This is a genomic window from Pseudomonas sp. SB113 (genome assembly GCF_040754745.1).
GTDB lineage: Bacteria > Pseudomonadota > Gammaproteobacteria > Pseudomonadales > Pseudomonadaceae > Aquipseudomonas > Aquipseudomonas grimontii.
On sequence record NZ_JBFMHW010000042.1, the window covers coordinates 13,588 to 35,720 of the forward strand.

At 61.6% G+C, this 22,133-nt stretch carries 23 protein-coding genes and 1 other RNA gene; 14 read left to right on the forward strand and 10 right to left on the reverse strand.

Annotated elements, in window-relative coordinates; genetic code table 11:
* Positions 1-98 precede the first annotated feature (98 nt).
* The 6 genes from AB1462_RS30475 to AB1462_RS30500 all read left to right on the forward strand — a co-directional run bounded on the left by AB1462_RS30475 (position 99) and on the right by AB1462_RS30500 (position 5,345).
* Complete coding sequence (locus tag AB1462_RS30475; RefSeq protein ID WP_367248843.1) at positions 99-437, forward strand: hypothetical protein; 339 nt, start codon at positions 99-101, stop codon at positions 435-437.
* Between the two features lie 83 nt (positions 438-520).
* Positions 521-2,200 (forward strand): GspE/PulE family protein, encoded by a 1,680-nt coding sequence (locus tag AB1462_RS30480; protein WP_315335339.1) that lies wholly within the window; start codon positions 521-523, stop codon positions 2,198-2,200.
* A 77-nt stretch (positions 2,201-2,277) separates the two neighbouring features.
* Positions 2,278-3,198 (forward strand): SPFH domain-containing protein, encoded by a 921-nt coding sequence (locus AB1462_RS30485; protein ID WP_027608388.1) that lies wholly within the window; start codon positions 2,278-2,280, stop codon positions 3,196-3,198.
* Positions 3,199-3,208: 10 nt separating this feature from the next.
* Positions 3,209-3,655 carry an NfeD family protein gene (locus AB1462_RS30490; RefSeq protein ID WP_090401573.1) on the forward strand — a complete coding sequence of 149 codons (447 nt, stop codon included), beginning with the start codon at positions 3,209-3,211 and terminating at the stop codon, positions 3,653-3,655.
* Between the two features lie 69 nt (positions 3,656-3,724).
* Positions 3,725-4,039 carry a DUF2388 domain-containing protein gene (locus AB1462_RS30495; RefSeq protein ID WP_003176799.1) on the forward strand — a complete coding sequence of 105 codons (315 nt, stop codon included), beginning with the start codon at positions 3,725-3,727 and terminating at the stop codon, positions 4,037-4,039.
* Positions 4,040-4,202: 163 nt separating this feature from the next.
* Positions 4,203-5,345, forward strand: a complete 1,143-nt coding sequence (locus tag AB1462_RS30500; RefSeq protein ID WP_090401572.1) for a DegT/DnrJ/EryC1/StrS aminotransferase family protein — start codon at positions 4,203-4,205, stop codon at positions 5,343-5,345.
* Between the two features lie 126 nt (positions 5,346-5,471).
* On the opposite strand, the gene gcvH is transcribed toward AB1462_RS30500, so the two are convergent.
* The 9 genes from gcvH to AB1462_RS30545 form a co-directional block, all read right to left on the reverse strand.
* Entirely contained in the window at positions 5,472-5,855 is a 384-nt protein-coding gene (gcvH, locus tag AB1462_RS30505) for a glycine cleavage system protein GcvH (protein ID WP_367248845.1), read from the reverse strand.
* 52 nt (positions 5,856-5,907) lie between these two features.
* Positions 5,908-6,990: a glycine cleavage system aminomethyltransferase GcvT gene (gene gcvT / locus AB1462_RS30510; RefSeq protein WP_259191719.1), complete on the reverse strand. Its 1,083-nt coding sequence runs from the start codon at positions 6,988-6,990 to the stop codon at positions 5,908-5,910.
* A 156-nt stretch (positions 6,991-7,146) separates the two neighbouring features.
* Positions 7,147-8,763 (reverse strand): ABC transporter permease, encoded by a 1,617-nt coding sequence (locus AB1462_RS30515; protein ID WP_367248847.1) that lies wholly within the window; start codon positions 8,761-8,763, stop codon positions 7,147-7,149.
* Positions 8,764-8,923: 160 nt separating this feature from the next.
* Entirely contained in the window at positions 8,924-9,928 is a 1,005-nt protein-coding gene (locus AB1462_RS30520; protein WP_053127831.1) for an extracellular solute-binding protein, read from the reverse strand.
* A 95-nt stretch (positions 9,929-10,023) separates the two neighbouring features.
* Positions 10,024-11,241, reverse strand: coding sequence for a 2-octaprenyl-3-methyl-6-methoxy-1,4-benzoquinol hydroxylase (locus AB1462_RS30525; protein WP_167361145.1), 1,218 nt, complete (start codon positions 11,239-11,241; stop codon positions 10,024-10,026).
* Positions 11,242-11,250: 9 nt separating this feature from the next.
* Complete coding sequence (locus AB1462_RS30530; RefSeq protein WP_053127827.1) at positions 11,251-11,736, reverse strand: DUF4442 domain-containing protein; 486 nt, start codon at positions 11,734-11,736, stop codon at positions 11,251-11,253.
* Positions 11,729-12,916, reverse strand: a complete 1,188-nt coding sequence (ubiH, locus tag AB1462_RS30535; protein ID WP_367248850.1) for a 2-octaprenyl-6-methoxyphenyl hydroxylase — start codon at positions 12,914-12,916, stop codon at positions 11,729-11,731. Before ubiH ends, AB1462_RS30530 begins: the two co-directional genes overlap by 8 nt.
* The gene (gene pepP / locus AB1462_RS30540) at positions 12,913-14,235 is read right to left on the reverse strand and encodes a Xaa-Pro aminopeptidase (protein WP_259191715.1); all 1,323 of its coding nucleotides are present in this window, start codon (positions 14,233-14,235) and stop codon (positions 12,913-12,915) included. Before pepP ends, ubiH begins: the two co-directional genes overlap by 4 nt.
* A 20-nt stretch (positions 14,236-14,255) precedes the next feature.
* Entirely contained in the window at positions 14,256-14,813 is a 558-nt protein-coding gene (locus AB1462_RS30545) for a YecA family protein (RefSeq protein WP_017739071.1), read from the reverse strand.
* A 138-nt stretch (positions 14,814-14,951) separates the two neighbouring features.
* On the opposite strand from AB1462_RS30545, the gene AB1462_RS30550 reads away from it, so the two are divergent.
* The 4 genes from AB1462_RS30550 (at position 14,952) to AB1462_RS30565 (ending at position 16,371) form a co-directional block, all read left to right on the forward strand.
* Positions 14,952-15,161: a TIGR02449 family protein gene (locus AB1462_RS30550; RefSeq protein WP_007982902.1), complete on the forward strand. Its 210-nt coding sequence runs from the start codon at positions 14,952-14,954 to the stop codon at positions 15,159-15,161.
* A complete protein-coding gene (locus AB1462_RS30555; RefSeq protein WP_259191714.1) occupies positions 15,158-15,475 on the forward strand; it encodes a cell division protein ZapA in 318 nt (105 codons plus the stop codon). Before AB1462_RS30550 ends, AB1462_RS30555 begins: the two co-directional genes overlap by 4 nt.
* Positions 15,476-15,505: 30 nt before the next feature.
* Positions 15,506-15,684, forward strand: a non-coding RNA gene (gene ssrS / locus AB1462_RS30560) — 6S RNA.
* Positions 15,685-15,741: 57 nt separating this feature from the next.
* The gene (locus tag AB1462_RS30565; RefSeq protein WP_259191713.1) at positions 15,742-16,371 is read left to right on the forward strand and encodes a 5-formyltetrahydrofolate cyclo-ligase; all 630 of its coding nucleotides are present in this window, start codon (positions 15,742-15,744) and stop codon (positions 16,369-16,371) included.
* A 7-nt stretch (positions 16,372-16,378) separates the two neighbouring features.
* On the opposite strand, the gene AB1462_RS30570 is transcribed toward AB1462_RS30565, so the two are convergent.
* On the reverse strand, positions 16,379-16,528 hold the full coding sequence (locus tag AB1462_RS30570) for a hypothetical protein (RefSeq protein ID WP_010207387.1): 150 nt from the start codon (positions 16,526-16,528) through the stop codon (positions 16,379-16,381).
* 195 nt (positions 16,529-16,723) lie between these two features.
* On the opposite strand from AB1462_RS30570, the gene AB1462_RS30575 reads away from it, so the two are divergent.
* The 4 genes from AB1462_RS30575 to AB1462_RS30590 all read left to right on the forward strand — a co-directional run bounded on the left by AB1462_RS30575 (position 16,724) and on the right by AB1462_RS30590 (position 22,040).
* Positions 16,724-17,173 carry an EVE domain-containing protein gene (locus tag AB1462_RS30575; RefSeq protein WP_090401562.1) on the forward strand — a complete coding sequence of 150 codons (450 nt, stop codon included), beginning with the start codon at positions 16,724-16,726 and terminating at the stop codon, positions 17,171-17,173.
* Between the two features lie 69 nt (positions 17,174-17,242).
* Positions 17,243-18,208, forward strand: coding sequence for an HlyD family secretion protein (locus tag AB1462_RS30580; protein ID WP_090401561.1), 966 nt, complete (start codon positions 17,243-17,245; stop codon positions 18,206-18,208).
* Positions 18,205-20,922, forward strand: a complete 2,718-nt coding sequence (gene rbbA / locus AB1462_RS30585) for a ribosome-associated ATPase/putative transporter RbbA (protein ID WP_315335346.1) — start codon at positions 18,205-18,207, stop codon at positions 20,920-20,922. Before AB1462_RS30580 ends, rbbA begins: the two co-directional genes overlap by 4 nt.
* Entirely contained in the window at positions 20,922-22,040 is a 1,119-nt protein-coding gene (locus tag AB1462_RS30590) for an ABC transporter permease (RefSeq protein WP_315335347.1), read from the forward strand. Before rbbA ends, AB1462_RS30590 begins: the two co-directional genes overlap by 1 nt.
* The last annotated feature ends 93 nt before the right edge of the window (positions 22,041-22,133 follow it).

The window sequence follows — 22,133 nt, forward strand, 5'->3', positions numbered from 1 at the left end:
ATTGATTAATTCGTTTAATCGCAAATAAGGCCCATCTTAGATAAGAAATCTCCCGAAGCGAATGTAAAAATTTCTCCAGTCGAATCTGGAGAGTCAGCATGCATGCCGTCGAAACCACCCACCCCCTGACCCGCGTCGATGCGTGGTCTGTCAGCAGCGCCCATTGCCAGGCGCACTACCAGATCGTCGCCGAGGCGGAGCCCGATGTGCTGTGTCGGGTACTCAACTATTTTGCGTTGCAGTTCTTAACGCCGAGCCAGGTCACCGTGAGCCGGCAAGAAGACCTGCTGAACATCGACATCGTGATGGATGGCCTGAGCTGGCACCGCGCCCAAGTGATCGCTGAAAAGATTCGAAACCTGATCAGCGTGTGCACGCTGCAGGTGTGGCCCGCCGATTCCGTGCGGCCTGCGGCACGGGTGGCGACAGCTCAGTAAAGGCCTGCAACATACGCTGGGAGGAAGATATTCAGAGGCTGGCTAGCCTGAAATTTCGTCCGAGGCTACCCAGGAAAACCTTCATGTCTGCTGATCACCGATTGGAACTGCATCAGTTGCTCCCGGCCTTGGTCGAGGGAGGTTTGATCACTCCCGACATCGCGCAGCGCTTATCGGCGCTGCCCGCCGGCAGCAGCCAGCACCCACTGGAATGCATCGCCGCCCATGGGCCTTGCCTGGAAACCCTGACCCAGTGGCTTGCCCAACATGTCGGGCAACCGTATTTGCGTATCGACCCGCTGAAGATCGATGTCGCAACGGTGGTGCCGCTGATGTCCCACGCATTTGCCCAACGCCACACCATCCTTGCAGTGGCCGTGAACGCACAGACCGTCACAGTTGCCAGCGCCCAGCCCCACGTCACCAGTTGGGAATCAGGACTGGCACAAGTGCTCCAGCGTTCGATCAAGCGCGTGGTTGCCAACCCCCAGGACATTCAGCGTTGTATCAGCGAGTTTTACCGGTTGGCGAAGTCCGTCAGCGGTGCGGATCAAAAGGTGGCGGTGCCTGGCAACTTCGAGCTGCTCAACCTCGGCGCCGGCGACCAGCAGCCGGACGCCAACGACGCGCATATCGTCAATATCGTCGACTGGCTGTTGCAGTACGCTTTCGCCCAGCGCACCAGTGATATTCATATCGAGCCGTGCCGTGAACAAGGCCGCGTGCGCTTTCGCATTGATGGGCTGTTGCACGATGTCTATCAATTTCCACCCCAGGTGACGATGGCAGTGGTCAGCCGCCTGAAAAGCCTCGGGCGGATGAACGTGGCGGAAAAACGCAAACCCCAGGACGGTCGGGTCAAGACCAAAAGCCCCGCCGGCGCAGAAGTTGAGTTGCGTCTATCAACCTTGCCCACCGTCTTTGGCGAAAAACTGGTGATGCGGATTTTCGATCCGCAGGTGCTGCTCAAGGACTTTGACCAATTGGGTTTGTCCAGTGAGGACCAGCAGCGATGGCACACCATGACCCGCCAGACCAACGGCATCCTCCTGGTCACCGGTCCTACCGGCTCAGGCAAGACCAGCACCCTCTACACCACGCTTAAGCAACTGGCGACCCGCGAGGTCAACCTCTGCACGGTAGAAGACCCAATCGAGATGGTTGAGCCGGCATTCAACCAGATGCAGGTACAGCACAACATCGACCTGACCTTCGCCAGCGGCATCCGAGCCCTGCTACGCCAGGACCCGGATATCATCATGATCGGCGAGATCCGCGACCAGGAAACCGCCGAAATGGCGATCCAGGCCGCACTGACCGGGCACCTGGTGCTATCGACGCTGCACACCAACGATGCGCCCAGCGCCATCAGCCGCTTGCAGGAACTGGGCATTGCTCATTATTTGATCAAGGCCACGCTATTAGGGGTGATGGCGCAGCGCTTGGTGCGCCTTCTGTGCCCTCATTGCAAGCGGGCGGCGGGCGATATCCACGAAGCGGTTGGGTGTGCGGAATGTCGAAACAGCGGGTTTCAGGGGCGCGCCGGGGTCTACGAGATCATGGTGCTGAATGACGCCCTCAAGGCGCTGATCACTCCAGGCGCCGACGCGCAGTCCCTGCGCAGGGAGGCGGTTGCGCAAGGCATGTGCAGCCTGCGCATGGCCGGCGTGGGAAAAGTAAAGGCGGGGCTGACCACGATGGCCGAGGTGTTGCGAGTGACGCCTGGGGATTCGGTAACAAATGCTTTGATTACCGCGTGCTGAAACCGTTCTTATCGGTGACAAGACCGTTACAATCGGCCGAACGTCGTTTAACTGACACCATCAGATAGGGAATCGCTATGCAGATCGGAACCGTACTGCTTCTTTTCGTGGGCTTGGCCATCGCCATCCTGTTCATGGGCTTCAAGGTGGTCCCCCAGGGCTATCAGTGGACCGTCGAGCGCTTCGGCCGTTACACCAACACCCTCAAGCCGGGTCTCAACATCATCATTCCGGTCATGGACCGCATCGGCCGCAAGATCAACGTGATGGAAAGCGTGCTGGATATTCCGCCCCAGGAAGTCATCACCGCCGACAACGCCACCGTGCAGATCGACGCCGTGTGCTTCTTCCAGGTGGTCAATACCGCCCAGGCCGCCTACGAGGTCAACAACCTCGAACACGCTATCCGCAACCTGCTGCAAACCAATATCCGTACCGTGCTCGGCTCCATGGAGCTGGATGCCATGCTCAGCCAGCGCGACGGTATCAACGAAAAACTGTTGCGCACCGTCGATGAAGCCACCGCGCCGTGGGGCATCAAGATCACCCGGATCGAAATCAAGGACATCAGCCCGCCCGCCGACCTGATGGCCGCCATGTCCGGCCAGATGAAAGCCGAGCGGATCAAGCGTGCGCAGATCCTGGAAGCCGAAGGCCTGCGGGCGTCGGCGATCCTGACTGCCGAAGGCAAGAAGCAGGCACAGATTCTTGAAGCCGAAGGTGGACGCCAGGCCGCGTTCCTGGAGTCTGAAGCCCGTGAACGCCAGGCAGAGGCAGAAGCCCGTGCGACCCAGGTCGTTTCCGAAGCGATCGCCACCGGTAACGTGCAGGCCATCAACTACTTCGTCGCGCAGAAATACATCGATGCCCTTGGCAAGCTGGCGTCGGCCAATAACAGCAAAGTGATCCTGATGCCGCTGGAAGCCAGCCAGGTGATCGGCGCTGTCGGCGGTATTGGCGAAATCGTCAAGGCAACCTTCGACAACAAGAAAGCCTGAGGCGATCGACATGTGGGATTTCCTGCAGCATCTTTCGTTCTGGGACTGGCTCGCGCTGGGTACGGTGCTATTGATTCTTGAGGTATTCGGTGCCGGTGGTTACCTGCTGTGGATGGGTATAGCTGCGGCAGCCGTGGGCGTGATCAAGTTTCTGCTGCCGCCGCTCGGGTTGGAGTGGCAACTGTTGCTGTTCGCTGTATTGTCGATCTTGACGGCGGTGTACTGGTGGAAACGCCAGCGCAGCAGCGCCAAAGCCAGTGACCAACCGGGGCTCAATGAGCGAGGCTCGGAGCTGGTCGGTCGCGTCTTCCTGGTACATCAGGCGATTGTGGATGGTCGGGGCAAGGTAAAAGTCGGTGATGGCGTATGGATGGTGACCGGTCCTGACAGCCCTGTAGGCACTCAAGTGCGTGTGGTTGGCCTGGATGGCGTCATTTTAAAGGTTGAAACTGTTTAGTCAGTGATGGAACTCGGTTGGGCTAACTACAATCAAACCGTACAGATCACTCACCCGGAGTCACCCATCATGCGTCTTAAATATGCTGTCGCAACCCTCGCTGTGCTTTCCCTTCCAGTCGGTTCAGCCATGGCCGACAGTTTCTGGCGCAATGTCATCTCGTCGGGCGCCACTACCGGCTCGACGTACCTGACCTTCAAGGACCACAAGCTGGTGGTTGCCGCACAAGACGACGCAGGCAGCTTTGTTGCCAGCGACGGCGGCATCCGCGGCCCGTACCTGGAAGCCGCCATGCAGAAAGTCCGCGCCGATAACCCTGGCCTGCAGGCCACGGATATGGAGTTGGCCAACGCCATCCTTGCGAAGAACGCTGTTACCGAGTGATTCCCTCACTCTGAAGAATGCCGCTTTTGAAGCGGCATTTTTTTGCCCGCAATGTGACGATTCATTCACAGGCGACAGGCTATATTCAGTCGTGCCGTGCAACTATGCCGGCACTGATAAGCCTCTCATTCATCGCCAATCTGAAACGGATGCCTTCGTCGCCATGAGCCAACAGCCTTTTCTGCCGTTTTCCAAACCCACCATCGATGAAGCCACCATCTCGGCGGTCGGCGATGTACTGCGCTCGGGCTGGATCACCAGCGGACCAAAAGTGCAGGCGTTCGAAGCACAGCTGTCGGAATACTTTGGCGGCCGGCCGGTACGCACCTTCAACTCCGGCACCTGCACCATGGAGATCGCCCTGCGCATCGCCGGTATCGGGCCTGGCGATGAAGTCATCACCACACCGATCTCCTGGGTCGCAACAGCCAACGTGATCCTGGAAGTAGGTGCCACGCCGGTATTCGCCGACATCGACCCGGTCACCCGCAACATCGACCTGGCCCAGGTGGAAGCCGCAATCACCCCGCGCACCAAGGCGATCATCCCGGTGTACCTGGCCGGCCTGCCCCTGGACATGCCGATGCTGTACGCACTGGCCAACAAGTACAACCTGCGCATCGTCGAAGACGCCGCCCAGGCGCTGGGCTCCAGCTGGGATGGTGAACGCATCGGCTCCACCGGGGACTTTGTATCGTTCAGCTTCCAGGCCAACAAGAACATCACCTCTTCCGAGGGCGGTTGCCTGGTGTTGAACAATGCCGAAGAAGCCCGCCTGGCAGAAAAATATCGCCTCCAGGGCGTTACCCGTACCGGCTTCGACGGCCTCGACGTGGATGTGCTGGGCGGCAAGTTCAACATGACCGACATCGCTGCAGCCATCGGCCTGGGGCAGTTTGCCCACATCGAGAAGATCACCGCCCATCGCCAGCACCTGGCACAGCACTACTTCAAATGCTTCGGCAGTGATTTCGAGGAAAAGTACGGTGCGCAACTGCCGCCGGCCGATTTCGAAAACAGCAACTGGCACCTGTTCCAGTTGGTACTGCCGGAGCGCCAGGACGGCCTGCCGGCCCGCGCGACCTTCATGGAAAAAATGCAGGCACAAGGTGTTGGCATTGGCTATCACTACCCGCCGATTCATCTGCTGAGCCTTTATCGGGCACAGGGGTTCAAGGAAGGTATGTTCCCGGTAGCGGAAAAGGTTGGGCGTTTGATCGTGTCGTTGCCGATGTTTACGGCGATGACAGAGGCGGATGTGGAGCGGGCGGTGGCGGCGGTTAAAGCGGTATTGAAAGCAGGCTGATCACTTACGACTGATGCAATTAAATGTGGAAGGGGGCGTGCTCTCGATTGCGGTGGGTCAGCCATTAATAAGCAGGCTGACACTCCACCATCGGGGGGCAAGCCCCCTCCCACATTGGTCTTGCGGTTACTCGCCGATGGCGGCTTTGTAGCCAGCAGCATCCAGCAGTTTTTCCAGATCAGCCGGGTTGGTTGGCTTGAGCTTGAAGATCCACGCGCCGTAAGGATCGGAGTTCAGCAGCTCAGGACTACCGCTCAGTTCTTCGTTGACGGCAATCACTTCGCCGGCAACCGGAGCGTAGATATCCGAGGCTGCCTTCACCGACTCAACCACACCCGCCTGGCCTTCGGCTTTAAACGTAGCGCCGACTTCGGCCAACTCAACAAACACCACATCACCCAGAGCTTCCTGAGCATGGTCGGAGATCCCGACAGTCACAGTACCGTCAGCTTCCAGACGGGCCCATTCGTGACTTTCGGCAAAACGCAGGTCGGCAGGGATATTGCTCATAGTCTGTGTCCTCAAGAAGTAGTGTCAGCGGCCATTGGCCTGCCGGAAATAGTTAGATCAAGGTTTTGCCATGACGCACGAAGGTCGGTTTGACCACTCGAACCGGGTACCACTTGCCGCGGATTTCCACTTCGGCCCGATCGGCCGTCGCCGTCGGTACACGCGCCAGGGCAATGGATTTGCTCAGCGTAGGAGAGAAACTACCACTGGTGATCTCCCCTTCGCCAACATTGGCGATACGAACCACCTGGTGAGCGCGTAAAACCCCACGTTCTTCCAGAACCAGCCCGACCAGTTTGAACTGCACACCGGCGGCCAGCTCTGCTTCCAGCGCCGCACGCCCGATGAAATTGCGCCCAGCAGGTTCCCACGCGATGCTCCAGGCCATGTTGGCCGCCAGGGGCGAAACGTCCTGGTGAATATCCTGGCCATACAGGTTCATCCCAGCTTCCAGCCGCAAGGTATCCCGTGCGCCGAGGCCTATGGGTGAAATCCCCGCGCCTACCAGATCGTTGAAAAACCCTGGGGCCTGATCGGCAGGCAGGACAATTTCCAGGCCGTCCTCGCCGGTGTAGCCCGTGCGCGCGATAAACCAATCGCCGTCGGCATACCCTTCAAAGGGCTTGAGCTGGTGGATCAGGGTGCCGCGAGACTGGGTGACCAGCTCGGCAATCTTCTGCCGGGCATGGGGACCTTGAATGGCGAGCATGGCCAACTCGGGCCGCTCATGCAGTTGCACTTGATAGCTGCCAAGTTGCGCCTGGATCCAGGCCATGTCCTGGTCTCGGGTGGCGGCGTTGACCACCAGCCGGTACCCGGCCTCGGTGCGGTAGACGATCATGTCGTCCACCACGCCACCCCGCTCGTTGAGCATGGCGCTGTACAACGCACGGCCACAGCCGTGCAAACGCTCGACATCATTGGCCAGCAGGTGCTGGAGCCATTCCTTGGCCTGGGGGCCGGTGATATCGATCACGGTCATATGAGATACATCGAACACCCCGCAGTCGCGCCGCACCTGATGGTGCTCCTCAACTTGCGAGCCGTAATGCAAAGGCATATCCCAACCGCCAAAATCGACCATTTTCGCGCCGAGGGCGAGATGCAGGTCATACAGAGGCGTGCGCTGTCCCATGGGTTTCTCCTTCCGGGCTTGGCGAAGGTGCGCAGCGTCGTTGCTCGTGCTGGACGCCTTGAATTACAAGGCCGGCAGCGACGTGCAGCGACTCGATCCGAAGGACGGACCGCACCGAATGCCGCGCATTGTAGCCGCAAGCCGTAGGACTGGCACCTAACCGATTGGTCGGGCGGAGCGTCGGATCAGCCCGATGACCGGCAGCAGACCCACCAGCACCAGTGTCAACGCTGGCAGAGAGGCCCGCGCCCACTCGCCTTCGCTGGTCATTTCAAAAATCCGCACCGCCAGGGTGTCCCAGCCGAATGGGCGCATCAGCAGGGTCGCGGGCATTTCCTTGAGCACATCCACGAACACCAGCAGTGCTGCACTCAGGGTGCCGGGCAGCAACAGCGGCAGATACACTTTGCAAAACAGTCGCGGTCCACTCACGCCCAAACTACGCGCAGCTTCCGGCAACGAAGGCCGGATGCGCGCCAGGCTGTTTTCCAGCGGCCCGTAGGCCACCGCCAGAAAGCGCACCAGATACGCCAGCACCAGCGCCGACAGGCTGCCCAGCAACAACGGCTTGCCCGCCCCTCCGAGCCAGCCGGACAACGGCACCACCAGTTCACGGTCCAGGTAACTGAACGCCAGCATGATCGACACCGCCAGCACCGAGCCCGGCAAGGCATAGCCGACATTGGCCAGGCTGATACCGGAGCGGATCGCCCGGGTCGGCGCCAGACGGTTGGCGAACGCCAGTACGAGCGCCACGCTGACCGTGATCAGCGCCGCAATGCTGCCCAGGTAAAGGGTGTGGACGATCAGGCCCGAATAGCGCTCATCCAGATCGAACCGTCCACGCTGCCAGAACCAGACCACCAGTTGCAGCACCGGGATGACAAAGGCGCAGGCGAACACCAGGCCACACCATCCACTGGCCGCTACCGCTTTGATCCCCTTCAAGTGGTACAGCGCCTTACCCCGGGGACGCTCGTTGCTGGACCGGCTGGCGCCCCGGACTCGACGCTCGCCGTACAGCACCAGCATCACCACCAGCAGTAACAGGCTGGCCAGTTGGGCCGCGCTGGACAGGCTGAAAAAGCCGTACCAGGTCTTATAGATGGCGGTGGTGAAGGTATCGAAGTTGAACACCGAAACCGCACCGAAGTCCGCCAGAGTCTCCATCAAGGCCAGGGCCACGCCCGCGCCAATCGCCGGGCGCGCCATGGGCAGTGCGACGCGCCAGAATGCTTGCCAGGGCGATTGTCCCAACACCCGCGCGGCTTCCATCAAGCCTTTGCCCTGGGCGAGGAATGCGCTGCGCGCCAGCAAGTACACGTAGGGATAGAACACCAGCACCAGCACGATGATCACGCCGCTGGTGGAGCGCACCCGTGGCAGGCGCAAGCCGCTGCCGAACCCTTCGCGCAGCAGGGTCTGCACGGGACCTGAGAAATCCAGCAGGCCGACAAACACGAAGGCCAGCACATAGGCGGGAATGGCAAAGGGCAGCATCAACGCCCAGTCGAGCCAGCGCCGGCCAGGGAATTCGCAGAGGCTGGTGAGCCAGGCCAGGCTTACGCCCAACAGGGTGACCCCAACGCCGACACCCAGCACCAGGGTCAGGGTGTTACCCAGCAGGCGCGGCATCTGGGTTTCCCAGAGATGGGACCAGATTTGCGCGTCGATGCTTTGCCAGGACAGCAACAGCACGCTCAGCGGCAGCAGCACCAGGGCGGCGACGCTGAAGACCGGCAGGTACCAGCGGCGTTGGGCGGGGTAGGCCAAAGGTTAGCTCTCGTTTGATGAATAGCTTGAAACCACCACACTCCAATGTGGGAGGGGGCTTGCCCCCGATGGCGGAGTCTCAGTCTACTCATCAGTGACTGATCTACCGCCCTCGGGGGCAAGCCCCCTCCCACATGTTGATCTGCGGCGCTTTACAAATTCAGTTCCAACCAGCGCGATCCATCAACCGAATCGCTTCAGCCTGGCGCTTGCCCGCCACTTCCACCGGCAATGTATCCGCCACGAACTTGCCCCAGGTCGCCACTTCAGCGGACGGAGGTACCGCCGGGTTGGCCGGGAATTCCTGGTTCACATCGGCAAAGATCTTCTGCGCCTCAGGCGTGGTCATCCACTCCACCAGCGCCTTGGCGGCTTCCGGGTGTGGCGCGTGCTTGGTCAAGCCGATGCCCGACAGGTTCACGTGCACGCCACGGTCGCCCTGGTTCGGCCAGAACAGCTTCACCGCCAGGTCCGGCTTTTGCTTGTGCAAGCGGCCGTAGTAGTAAGTATTGACGATACCCACATCGCACTGCCCGGCGTTGATGGCCTCCAGCACAGCAATGTCGTCCGAGAACACGTCGGTGGACAGGTTATTCACCCAACCCTTGACGATTTCTTCGGTCTTGGCCGCGCCGTGGGTTTCGATCAGGGTGGCGGTCAGCGATTGGTTGTAGACCTTTTTCGCCGTGCGCAGGCACAGGCGGCCTTCCCACTGTTTGTCGGCCAGGGCTTCGTAGGTGGTCAGGTCACCTGGTTTAACCCGGTCGGTGGAATAGGCGATGGTCCGCGCGCGCAGGCTCAAACCGGTCCAGGCGTGCGCCGAAGAGCGGTATTGCAGGGGAATGTTCTTGTCGATCACCGGGGAGGTGAACGGTTGCAGAATGCCCATTTGCTCGGCCTGCCAGAGGTTACCGGCATCCACGGTGAGCAGCAGGTCGGCGGTGGCGTTTTCGCCCTCGGCCTTGATGCGCTGCATCAGCGGGGCTTCCTTGTCGGTGATGAATTTTACCTGCACACCGGTCTTTTGGGTGTAGGCGTCGAACACCGGTTTGATCAGTTCGTCGATACGCGAGGAGTAGACCACCACCTCGTCCGCGGCCTGCACGGTGGTGCTGCCGATCAGGGTGAGTGCCAGGGCAGTCAGGAGGCGCTTGGGTGCCAACATGGGTGCGGTCTCTCATTTGCAAAGTAGGCGCAAATGATAGGGACTCACATTTGGTAACGCTCGGTGCAGGCGTTACCAAATGTTGCACAGACGTGTCAGGGCTTGGCCAGGTCCGGCAGATCCCCGGTCAACCCGAGGGCCTGGCGCACAAACACGGCCTTGGCTTCGGGCATCTGGTCGACCATCTTCAGCCCGGCATTACGCAACCAGCGCAGCGGCAGTTGATCGGCCTGGAACAAGCGCTCAAAGCCTTCCATCGCCGCCATCAAGGCCAAGTTATGCGGCATGCGGCGGCGCTCGTAACGGCTGAGCACCTTCACATCGGCCAGACGTTCACCGCGCTCGGTGGCCGACAACAACACTTCGGCCAGCACCGCCGCATCGAGGAACCCCAGGTTGACGCCCTGCCCGGCCAATGGGTGGATGACGTGGGCGGCGTCGCCGATCAACGCCAGGCCCTCGGCCACATAGCGTTTGGCGTGGCGCTGGCGCAAGGGCACGCACACGCGCGGATCGGCGCTGACCACGCGGCCAAGGCGCCCTTCAAAGGCGCGCTCCAGCTCACGGCAGAAGCTTTCATCATCCAACGCCATCAGGCGTTCGGATTCAGCCGGCGTAGTCGACCAGACGATCGAACACCAATCCTCCTGCCCATCCCGCTCCAGCGGCAAAAACGCCAGCGGGCCGGTGTCGGTAAAGCGTTGCCAGGCCGTGCGCTGGTGCGGCTGGCTGCTGCGCACGCTGGTAACGATGGCGTTATGCAGGTAGTCCCATTCACGGGTCGCGGTGCCGGTCAGGCGGCGCACGGCGGAGTTGGCGCCATCGGCGGCCACCACCAGCGGCGCGCGCAATTTGCGACCATCGGCCAGGGTCAGCAGCCAGTCATCGCCGGAACGACGCATCTGCTCCAGGCGCGCATTCGCCAGCAGGCCCAGGTCGCAGTCGTGCAGACGGTCGAGCAACGCATCCTGGACCACGCGGTTCTCGACGATATGCCCAAGCACTTCGGCATGCACACTGGCGGCCGAAAAGTGGATCTGCCCGGTGCCGCTGCCGTCCCACACCTGCATCTCGCCGTAGGGGCTGGCGCGTCGTTCAACGATGCCATCCCACACACCGAGGCGCTCGAGAATGCGTTGGCTGGCAGCCGACAAAGCGCTTACACGCGGTTCGAAGGCCGCCGCGCGGTCGAACGGCTTGACGCTCAGCGGGCTGCCGTCGAGCAGCAACACTTGCAGGCCACTGCCCTGCAACGCCAGCGCCAGGGCGCTTCCGACCATTCCGGCCCCGACAATCAGCACATCTGCGCGCATGTCCATGCTTTAAGCCTGTCTCGCTGGCGGCTTGCGCCGCACGTAAAGGGTTTTGTCGACCCGCGCCACCAGGGTGCCGGAGCCGTCATGAATCTGCACCTTGAGGTGGGGCAAGTACTTCTCGCCACCTTCGGTCTGTCGACGCACCTCATCCAGCAAGGCCTCGTCGATGGAAAATTCGGCATACACCGGGCCCTTGCCCGGCGAAATGAAGTCGATGCTCGCGGCCTTGTCCCACACGATGTAATCGCGGCCCAGGTTCTCCATCAACATCAGCATGTAGAACGGATCGACCATCGAATACAGGCTGCCGCCGAATTGCGTGCCGACGTAATTGCGGTTGTACCAACCCAGGCCCATGCGCACTTTGACGTGACGAAAATCGGCGCTCATGTGCTGCACGCTGACCCCGGCGCCCAGGTACGGCGGATACAGGGTCATGACCCAACGCAACAACCGCGCCTTGCCCAACCGTTCAACCAACCACTTACGCATCGGGACGCGTACCCAGGCCCATGGCCTGACGGGCGAACCACCGCTTGGCCGGCGGCAACAAATCCAGGCCCAGCAGACCCATATTGCGGCCCAGTGCGACCAGCGGTTGCGCACTGCCAAACAGCCGCGTGACCTGGTCGGAGAACCCCACGGTCAACTTCTGATCCATGCGCTGACGTTCGCGATAAGCCTGCAACGTCGCCAGGTCACCCGGCACCGCTGGCCCGGCCAGCAAGGCCTCGGCCAAGGCGTACGAATCACGCAGGGACAGGTTGAACCCCTGCCCGGCAATCGGGTGCAGGCTGTGGGCGGCATTGCCGAGGATCGCCAGGTGCGAGCGCACTTGCTCTTCGGCTTCCACCAGGGTCAACGGATACAAATGACGGGCGCCCACTTGCTTGAGGGTGCCCAGGCGGTAGCCGAACACACTCTGCAATTCACTCAAGAAGCTGCGCTCATCGAGATTGGCCAGGCGCTGTGCGTCCATGCCGATACGGGTCCACACCAGGGCACAACGGTTGTCCGGCAGCGGCAGCAGGGCCATGGGGCCTTCATCGGTGAAACGCTCGAACGCTTCGCCGTTGTGGGCCTCGCTCGGGGTGACGTTGGCGATCAGCGCGCTCTGGTTGTACGGGCGGGTTTTCACGCCAATGCCCAGTTGCTCGCGCAGGCCGGAGCGGCCGCCGTCGGCCAGCACCGCGAGGTCGCACTCCAGCACGGTTTCATCGTTTAGGGTCAGGCGGTAGCCATCGGGCAACGGCTCCATGCGCGCGACTTCCGCCGGGCAGCGCCAACTTACCACGTCCTGGTCCAGGCCTTGCCACAGGCATTGGCCAAGCCAGGCGTTTTCCACCACGTAACCGAGGGCCGGCACGCCTTCCTCCATGGCCGACAGCCGCGCGGTGGAGAAGCGCCCACGGTCCGACACATGGATCTGCTTGATCGGTTCGGCGCGGCGCGAGATCTGTTGCCACAGGCCCAGGCGCTGATAAATCTGCCGGGCGCCGTAGGACAGCGCCGAAGACCGCGCATCATAGCTTGGCTGGTAGCTGTCGCCGGGCGCGAAGGGTTCGATCAGCACGATCTTCCAGCCACGCGCCTTGGCCCCGGCCTGCAACGCCAGCGCCAGGCTCGCGCCCACCAGGCCGCCACCGATAATCGCCAGGTTGACCCGGCTCATCGGGCAGCCGCCATCAGGGCTTCGATTTCAACGACGCCCTTGGGTGCGCCGCCGGTCAGAATTTCACAGCCTTGCTTGGTCACCACCACGTCGTCCTCGATGCGTACGCCAATGCCACGCCATTTCTTCGCTACGGTCTGGTTATCCGGCGAAATGTAGATGCCCGGTTCCACGGTCAACGCCATGCCGACTTCCAGCACACGCCATTCGCCGCCCACCTTGTACTCGCCCACGTCATGCACATCCATCCCCAGCCAATGGCCGGCGCGGTGCATATAGAAAGGCTTGTAGGCTTCACTGGCGATCAGCTCGTCGATGTCGCCCTTCAGCAAGCCCAGCTTCACCAGCCCGGCAGTGATGACCTGCACCGTCGCCTCGTGGGCCTGGTTCCAATGCTTGTTCGGCGCGATCTCGGCAAAGGCGGCTTCCTGGGAAGCCAGCACGATTTCATAGATCGCCTTCTGTTCCGGTGAAAATTTGCCGTTGACCGGCCAGGTGCGCGTGATGTCGCTGGCGTAGCAGTCGATTTCGCAACCGGCATCGATCAGCACCAGGTCGCCGTCCTTGAGCACGGCGTCATTCTGCTGGTAATGCAGGATGCAGCTGTTGCGCCCGGCGGCGACGATGGAGCCGTAGGCCGGCATCTTCGCGCCGCCCTTGCGGAATTCGTAATCCAGTTCGGCTTCCAGGCTGAACTCATGCAAGCCGGCGCGGCTGGCTTGCATCGCCTTCACATGGGCGGCACAGGAAATTCGCGCAGCCTCGCGCATCACCTTCACTTCCGCCGCCGATTTATACAGGCGCATGTCGTGGAGCAGATGATCCAGGGCAACAAATTCGTTCGGTGGCTGGGCGCCAAGGTGCGCTTTAGAGCGGATGACGTTGATCCACTCCATCAGGTGCCGATCGAATTCGGCGTTGCTGCCCATGGCCGAGTACACCCGGTCGCGGCCTTCGATCAGGCCTGGCAGGATGTCGTCGATATCGGTGATGGGGAAGGCATCGTCGGCGCCAAAGTCACGGATTGCGCCTTCGGTGCCGGCACGCAGGCCGTCCCACAACTCGCGCTCGGCGTTGCGTTCGCGGCAGAACAGCACGTACTCGCCATGCTGGCGGCCGGGCATCAGCACGATCACGGCTTCCGGTTCGGGGAAACCGCTCAGGTACTGGAAGTCGCTGTCCTGGCGGTAGACGTGCTCCACATCGCGATTGCGGATAGCCACGGCGGCGGCCGGCAGGATCGCGATGCTGTTGGGTTCCATCTGCGCCATGAGCGCCTTGCGGCGCCGGGTGTATTCCGCTTTGGGGATATGGATCATGGGCAGATTGGCTTCCTTTCTTAGTGCAGCGAAGGCTTGGGTGCGGCAGGCTCAGCGGACTTCTTGGTCTCGGTGAACAGCAGCAACGGCGCGACGCGCAGGTATTCCATGACTTCCATGTAGTCGCCTTCGCCGTCTTCGGACTCTTCCAGGGCATCTTGCACCTGGGAGATGGCCGCCAGGTCCTGCAGCACTTCCTTGGCGTCGGTGCTCAGTTCAAGGCCACCAGCATTCACGCCGAAACCGTGGAGGAAGCCCTGGCACCATTGGCCCAGTGCGGCGGCGCGTTCGGTGAGCGGTGCATCGTCGGTCGGCAGCAGCAGGACCACGGTGACGTCATCACCGGTCAGCTCGCCCTTGACCATCTCTTGCAGGCCGATCAGAGCGTTACGCACGTTTTCGGTCGGTTCGGTTTCCAGCAGCTCGGCCACATCGGCCAGCCAGTTGTCGGCATCAAAGCCAACGCCGGTGCAGCTGCGGCCGAGCAGCACGCCGTGCAGTTCGGCAGGCGAGCAAGGGTGACCGCTGGTGCTCAGCAGTTTGGAAAAAGCATCGTACGGGGAGTTCTGAATGGGCATGGTGAGCTAGGCGCCAGACGGCGCAATGTCTAGAATGGAGCGCTGTATCCTAGCACCGGCAGACGTACCAAGACTATCAAGGGCGTCAGATCGTTTATCCTGCAGTTGCCATTCATCAGACAAATCCAGTGGAACCCAATGGAAGACACCGACCTGCAAGCGCTGATGGCCAGACTCGAATTGCTAATTACTCGGGTCGAGCAACTTAAGAGCCAAAACGGACTCCTATTAGCTCAGGAAAAGACCTGGCGCGAGGAACGCGCTCACCTCATTGAAAAAAACGAAATCGCCCGGCGTAAGGTCGAATCGATGATTTCGCGCCTGAAGGCCCTGGAGCAAGACTCATGAGTTCAAGCAATAGCGTCACCGTGCAGATCCTCGACAAAGAATATTCGATCATCTGCCCACAGGAAGAGCGCAGCAACCTGGTGAGCGCCGCCCGCTACCTGGACGGCAAGATGCGTGAAATCCGCAGCAGCGGCAAAGTGATCGGCGCCGATCGCATCGCCGTGATGGCCGCGCTGAACATTACCCACGATCTGCTGCATAAGCAGGAGCGCCCTGACGCACAGGCCAGCGGGTCGACACGCGAGCAGGTGCGTGACCTGCTCGAACGCGTCGATCTGGTGCTTTCCAGCGACTCAGAGGCACCCAAGGGCTGATTGCCGCGACTGTTTAAGGTATACTCGCCCCACTCCCTGGCGTGTTTGCCAGTCGGCGATGTCCCTGAGCCGATTCGCACTACCCTGGAAGTTGCACGTTGGGCTGGTGTGCATGTCCGCTAGACGGAAAGCCTTAAAGCCTACTGCATCTTCCACCTTGAACTTTCGGGTTCAAGGGCTAAGTCGACAGCGGCTCTGTCGGGGAGCCTGAATTCCAGAACTCAATGCCAGTCCCCGGACTGGCATTGTTTTATGAGCCGAAAACCATGAACGAACCTGCGCCGCTTTCCCGTCCGCACCTTCGACGCATGTTGCGCAAAGCTCGCCGCGCCCTCACGCCGAGCGAGCAGCGCCAGGCCGCCCACGGCCTGTATCGGCAATTGGCGCAGCACCCGCTGTTTCGCCGGGCCAAACATATTTCCTTGTATCTACCGACGGACGGTGAAATTGATCCGCGCCTGCTGCTGCGCGCGGCACAGCGCCGGGGCAAGGCCACTTACCTGCCGGTGCTCAGCGCCTGGCCACGGACCAAGATGGTGTTTCAGCGCGTGAAGCCTGGGGAAAAGTTGCTGCCCAACCGCTTTCGCATTCTGGAGCCACGGGTCAATGCCAGGCGCCAGCGCAAGGTGTGGGCGCTGGATCTGGTGTTGCTGCCGTTGGTGGGGTTCGATGATGCAGGTGGCCGCCTGGGCATGGGCGGCGGTTTCTACGACCGCAGCCTCGCCTACCTGGCGCGTCGCCAGGGCTGGCGCAAGCCGACACTGCTGGGCCTGGCCCATGAATGTCAGAAGGTCGATCGATTGACACAGGCCAGCTGGGATGTGCCATTGGCTGGCACCATCACCGACAAGCAGTGGTATGTCGCAGAAACGCCGCTGGAAGCCGCGGCGCCTTGAAGAAGGGTTAACGCTTGAAAGGTTGCGGCTGCTGCTGAGCCAGTTCAACCGGCGCATCGGTCTTGTTCGACCACAAGCTTTGCGCATACCCGGTGGTCACGACGCCCAGACCAAATAAAATCACCAATATCCATAGTAAATCCGGTTTACGTTGCATCGATTGCCCCCCTTCAGGCACCTCGTACACGATGACAACAACGTTCCAAGGTAGTCCGTTGCAGCTGCGTCAAGCTTAAAATCCCGGCATTCTGCGATAACGTGAACCAACACGCAAACCTTGACGCCAACCGACTGTCGGTTTGTCATCAAATTGCCTGACAACTTGCCCACTGCCTTTTTCAGGAGCGCAAAAATGGCCTACTGGCTGATGAAATCCGAGCCCGACGAACTCTCCATCAACGGCCTGGAAAAGCTTGGCGAGGCGCGCTGGGACGGGGTGCGCAACTACCAGGCACGCAACTTCCTGCGCGCCATGGCGGTGGGTGACCAATTTTTCTTCTACCACTCCAGTTGCCCCGAGCCGGGCATTGCCGGCATCGGCAAAATCATCGAAGCCGCCTACCCCGACCCTACCGCGCTGGAGTCGGACAGCCATTACTTCGACGCCAAGGCCAGCCCGGAGAAAAACCCGTGGAGTGCGATCAACGTCGCGCACGTCCAGACCTTTCCCAAGGTGCTGGGTCTGGGCTACCTGAAACAGCAAACCGCCCTCGCCGAATTGCCATTGGTACAAAAAGGCAGTCGTCTTTCCGTGATGGCGGTCACGCCAGCGCAATGGGCCGTGATCATGGATCTGCTTTAACTGACCGGAATCAAAACCCTCCAGGGCAAAACCGGTCACACTGGGTCGTTAATGCCGCAGGAAGCAGCCATGTCGACGAATCATCACACCTCCCGCGTTTTCGCTATCGCGCTGATCGCTCTGTTAGTGGGCGCTGGCGGCTTTGGTTACTGGCGCTCCACCCAGGATCGCTTGCCCGACGGCCTGAGCATGGGCAATGGCCGCCTGGAATCCACCGAAGTGCAGATTGCCGCCAAGATCCCCGGGCGCCTGGCCGAGGTGCGGGTGGATGAAGGTGACAAGGTGCTCAAGGGCCAACTGCTGGCGCGCATGGACACCCGCACCCTGGAAGCCCAACGCGCCCAGGCCGAAGCTGAAGTACTGCGTGCCAAGGAAAATTTCGCCGCCGCAGAAGCCAATGTGCAACTGCGCCAAAGCGAGCAACTGCTGGCCCATCAGGAACTCAAGCGCACCCAGGAGCTGTACAAGCGCGGCTTTGCCAGTAGCCAGTTGATCGACCAACAGCAGGCCCGCCAGAACACCGGCAACGCCGCCGTGATCGCCGCGCAAGCCCAGGTCAATTCGGTAAAGGCCGCCATCGGTGCCGCACAGGCTCAAGTCGCCCAGCTCACCAGCGAAATCGATGACAGCAGCCTGCGCGCGCCCATCGACGGGATTATCCAACTGCGCCTGGCCGAGCCCGGCGAGGTCCTCGGTGCCGGCGGGCGCGTGCTGTTGCTGATCGATCCCGAAGATCAGTACATGAACCTCTACCTGCCCGCCTCCGTCACCGGTCGCCTGACGGTGGGCAGTGACGCACGCATCCTGCTCGATGCCCTGCCCCAGCAGCCGCTGCCGGCCAAGATCAGTTTTGTCGCCGCCAAGTCGCAGTTCACCCCCAAGGAAGTGGAAACCCGCGACGAACGACAAAAACTGGTATTTCGCGTCAAGCTGCGCCTGACCCAACCCAGCGCCGTGCCCCAGGCCAAACCGGGCATGCCCGGCGCCGGCTACGTGCGCATGGCTGATATCGACTGGCCGGCCAACCTGCAATGACCGGCCTGGCGCTGCACGCCACCGGCATCAATCACCGTTACGGCAAGCAGCAGGCCTTGATCGACATCGCCTTCAGCCTGCCCACCGGCACGCGCTGCGGACTGATCGGCCCGGATGGGGCGGGCAAGTCGAGCCTGTTGGGGTTGATCGCTGGGGTTAAAAAGCTCCAGGACGGCCAACTGGAGGTGCTCGGCGGCGCCATCCAGGACCGTCGTCACCGCAACAGCCTGTACCCACGCATCGCCTTCATGCCCCAGGGCCTGGGCGGCAACCTGTACCCCGAACTGTCCATCAGCGAAAACATCCGCTTCTTTGCCACGCTGTTCGGCCTGTCCAAAGCCGACTGCGACCAGCGCATGCACAACTTGCTGCTGGCCACCGACCTCGCGCGCTTCGCCGAGCGCCCGGCCGGCAAACTCTCCGGTGGCATGAAGCAGAAGCTCGGCCTGTGCTGCGCGCTGATCCACGACCCGGACTTGTTGATCCTCGACGAACCCACCACCGGCGTCGACCCGCTGTCGCGGCGGCGCTTCTGGGAACTGGTCGAGACCGTACGCAGCGAGCGCCCGCAACTGACGCTGCTGGTGGCCACGGCCTACATGGAAGAAGCCGAGCAATTCGAACATTGCCTGATGCTTGACCGTGGCAAGCTGATCGCCGACGGGCTCAGCAGTGATCTGGCGGCAGCGACCCCCAGCGGCAAACTGGATGAGGCCTTCACCCACTTCCAGGGCGACAGCGCCCATGACAACCAGCCGCTGGTGATCCCGCCAAGGGAAAACGCCAACACCGATATCGCCATCGAAGCCCACGACCTGACCCTGCGCTTCGGGGACTTCACGGCGGTGAACAAGGTCAGTTTTGCCATCGGCCGTGGCGAGATCTTCGGCTTCCTCGGCTCCAACGGTTGCGGCAAGACCACCACCATGAAAGTCCTCACCGGGCTGATGCCGGCCACCGAAGGCAGCGCCACGCTGCTGGGCAACCCGGTGAACGCCAAGGACCTGGCCACCCGCAAGCGCGTAGGTTTCATGTCGCAAAGCTTCTCGCTGTATGGCGAGCTCAGCGTGCGCCAGAACCTGGTGCTGCATGCACAACTGTTCGATTTGCCCAAGGCCGACAGCGGCCCGCGCATCGATGAACTGATCCAGCGCTTCGACCTCGGTGAAGTGGCCGAGCAGCCGTCCGGGGAGCTGCCCCTCGGCCTGCGCCAACGCTTGTCATTGGCCGTGGCGGTGCTGCATCGCCCGGAAGTGTTGATCCTCGATGAGCCCACCTCGGGCGTCGACCCAGCAGCGCGGGATGATTTCTGGCGGCTGTTGATCGAGTTGTCCCGCGAACAAGGGGTGACGATCTTCCTGTCCACCCATTTCATGAATGAAGCCCAGCGCTGCGACCGCATCTCCTTGATGCATGCCGGCAAGGTACTCGCCTGCGACACGCCGGACGCACTGCAACGGCAGTTCAACGGCGACACCCTGGAAGCCGCGTTCGTCACCTGCCTGGAGCACGCCCAAGGCGATGCCGAACCCGCCACGTCCGCCAAAACCGTCAGCGAAACCCATGCGCCCCCCATCAGCAAGCGTGGTTTCAGCCTGTCCCGCCTGTTGGCCGTGGCCAGCCGCGAAGGCAAGGAGTTGCTGCGCGACAAAGTGCGCATGGCCTTCGCCCTGCTCGGCGCGATGTTCATGATGGTGATCTTCGGCTACGGCATTTCCCTGGACGTGGAAAACCTCGCCTTCGCCGTCTACGACCAGGACCAGACGCCACAAAGCCGCACCTACCTGGAAGCCTTCCGCAGCTCGCGCTACTTCGCCGAGCAGGCGCCGATCCAGGATGCCAATGAATTGCACCGACGCCTGCAACGCTCGGAAATCAAACTGGCCCTGGAGATCCCGCCCGGCTTTGGTCGCGATCTCTATGCCGGTCGCCAACCCACCGTGGCCGCGTGGCTCGATGGCGGCATGCCGTTTCGTGCGGAAACCAGCCGCAACTATGTGGAGGCGGTGCACCAAGGCAACCTGCAACAACTGGCCGAACTGAGCAGCCTGCCGCGCAGCACCCAGGCAGCCGCCAAACTGGAAACCCGTTTTCGCTATAACCAGGACGTGGTCAGCGTGAACGCCATCGGCCCGGGCGTGATGGCACTGATCCTGGCGTTTATCCCGGCGATGCTCACCGCCCTGGGCATCGTGCGCGAGAAAGAACTGGGCTCGATCACCAACTTCTACGCCACACCGCTGACGCGCCTGGAGTTTCTGTTGGGCAAGCAGGCTCCCTACCTGGCCGTGAGTCTGGTCAACCTGGCGCTGCTGGTGGCGATGAATCGCTGGCTGTTCGGCGTACCGTTCAAGGGCAGCGGCCTGACGTTGGCGTTTGGCGGGCTGCTGTATGTACTGGCCACCACCAGCATGGGCCTGTTGATTTCCGCGTTCACCCGCACCCAGATCGCGGCGATCCTCGGCACCATGATCATCACCAGCCTGCCAACCATCCAGTTTTCCGGGCTGATCGTGCCGCGCTCGTCCCTGGAAGGCGCCGCTGCCTTGATGGGCACGCTGTTTCCGGCCGGGCACTTTTTGGATATTGCCGTGGGCACCTTCACCAAGGCCCTGGATCTGCGCCAGTTGTGGCCACAATGCCTGGCGCTGTTCGGCTTCTTTATCGGGTTCACCGGGTTGAGCCTGATTATGCTCAAGAAGCAGGAGGCCTGATGCACAAGCTCGCACACATCTTCCGGCTGGGCATCAAGGAACTCACCAGCCTGCGTCACGACAGCGTATTGCTGCTGTTTCTGTTCTACGCCTTCACCGTCGCCATCTACATGCCCGCCGCCGGCTCGGTGATCGGCGTGCACAACGCCAGCGTGGCGTTTGTCGATGAAGACCACAGCGCGCTCTCACGGCAAATGGCCGAGGCGCTGCAACCGCCCGAGTTCCAACCCCCGGCGCCGTTGGCCTATGACCAGTTGGACAAGGTGATGGACAGCGGCCAGTACACCTTCGTAATCAACGTGCCAGCCAACTTCCAGGCCGACCTGTTGGCCGGTCGCCAGCCTGGCGTGCAGGTGAACGTCGATGCCACGGCGATGAGCCAGGCGTTCATGGGCGCGGGCTATATCGGACGGATCTTTCAGCGCGAGTTGCTCAACTACAGTGGGCAAACCGATGCCGCCAACCAGGCGCCCGCACGGCTCACGACCCGCTCACTGTTCAACACCAACCTGGAGGGCGGCTGGTTCCTGGCGGTGATCCAGATCGTCAACAACATCACCATCCTGGCCATCGTGCTCACGGGCACCGCGTTGCTGCGAGAGCGCGAGCACGGCACCCTCGACCACCTGCTGGTGCTGCCGCTGACGGCGCTGGAAATCATGCTGGCGAAAATCTGGAGCAATATGCTGGTGGTGGTGCTGTGCACCTGGCTATCGCTGGAGGTGGTGGTCAAAGGGCTGCTCGGCGTGCCACTGGCCGGGTCGCTGGGACTGTTTCTGTTCGTGACCGCGTTGTACCTGTTTGCCAGTACGGCACTGGGGATCTTCCTCGCCACCCTCGCCCGCTCCACGCCACAGTTCGGCTTGCTGGCGATCCCGGTGATTATCCCGATGCTGCTGTTGTCAGGCGGCAGTACACCGCTGGACAGCATGCCCGAGTGGTTGCAGTGGGTGATGCAGGGCTCGCCGTCGACGCACTTTGTGAGCCTGAGCGCAGCGATCCTGTTTCGCGATGCGGGGGTCAGCGTGGTGTGGCCGGATTTGTTGGCGCTGGCGGGGATTGGGTTGTTGTTTTTTGCGGTGGCATTGGCGCGGTTCAGGAAGAGCTTGGCTTCCTGACGAAGCCCCCGTAGCAGCTGCCGAGCGCAAGCGAGGCTGCGTCGGCCGCGCTGCCGATTCAGGACCGAGTAGCGCCCTACGCAGCCTCGCTTG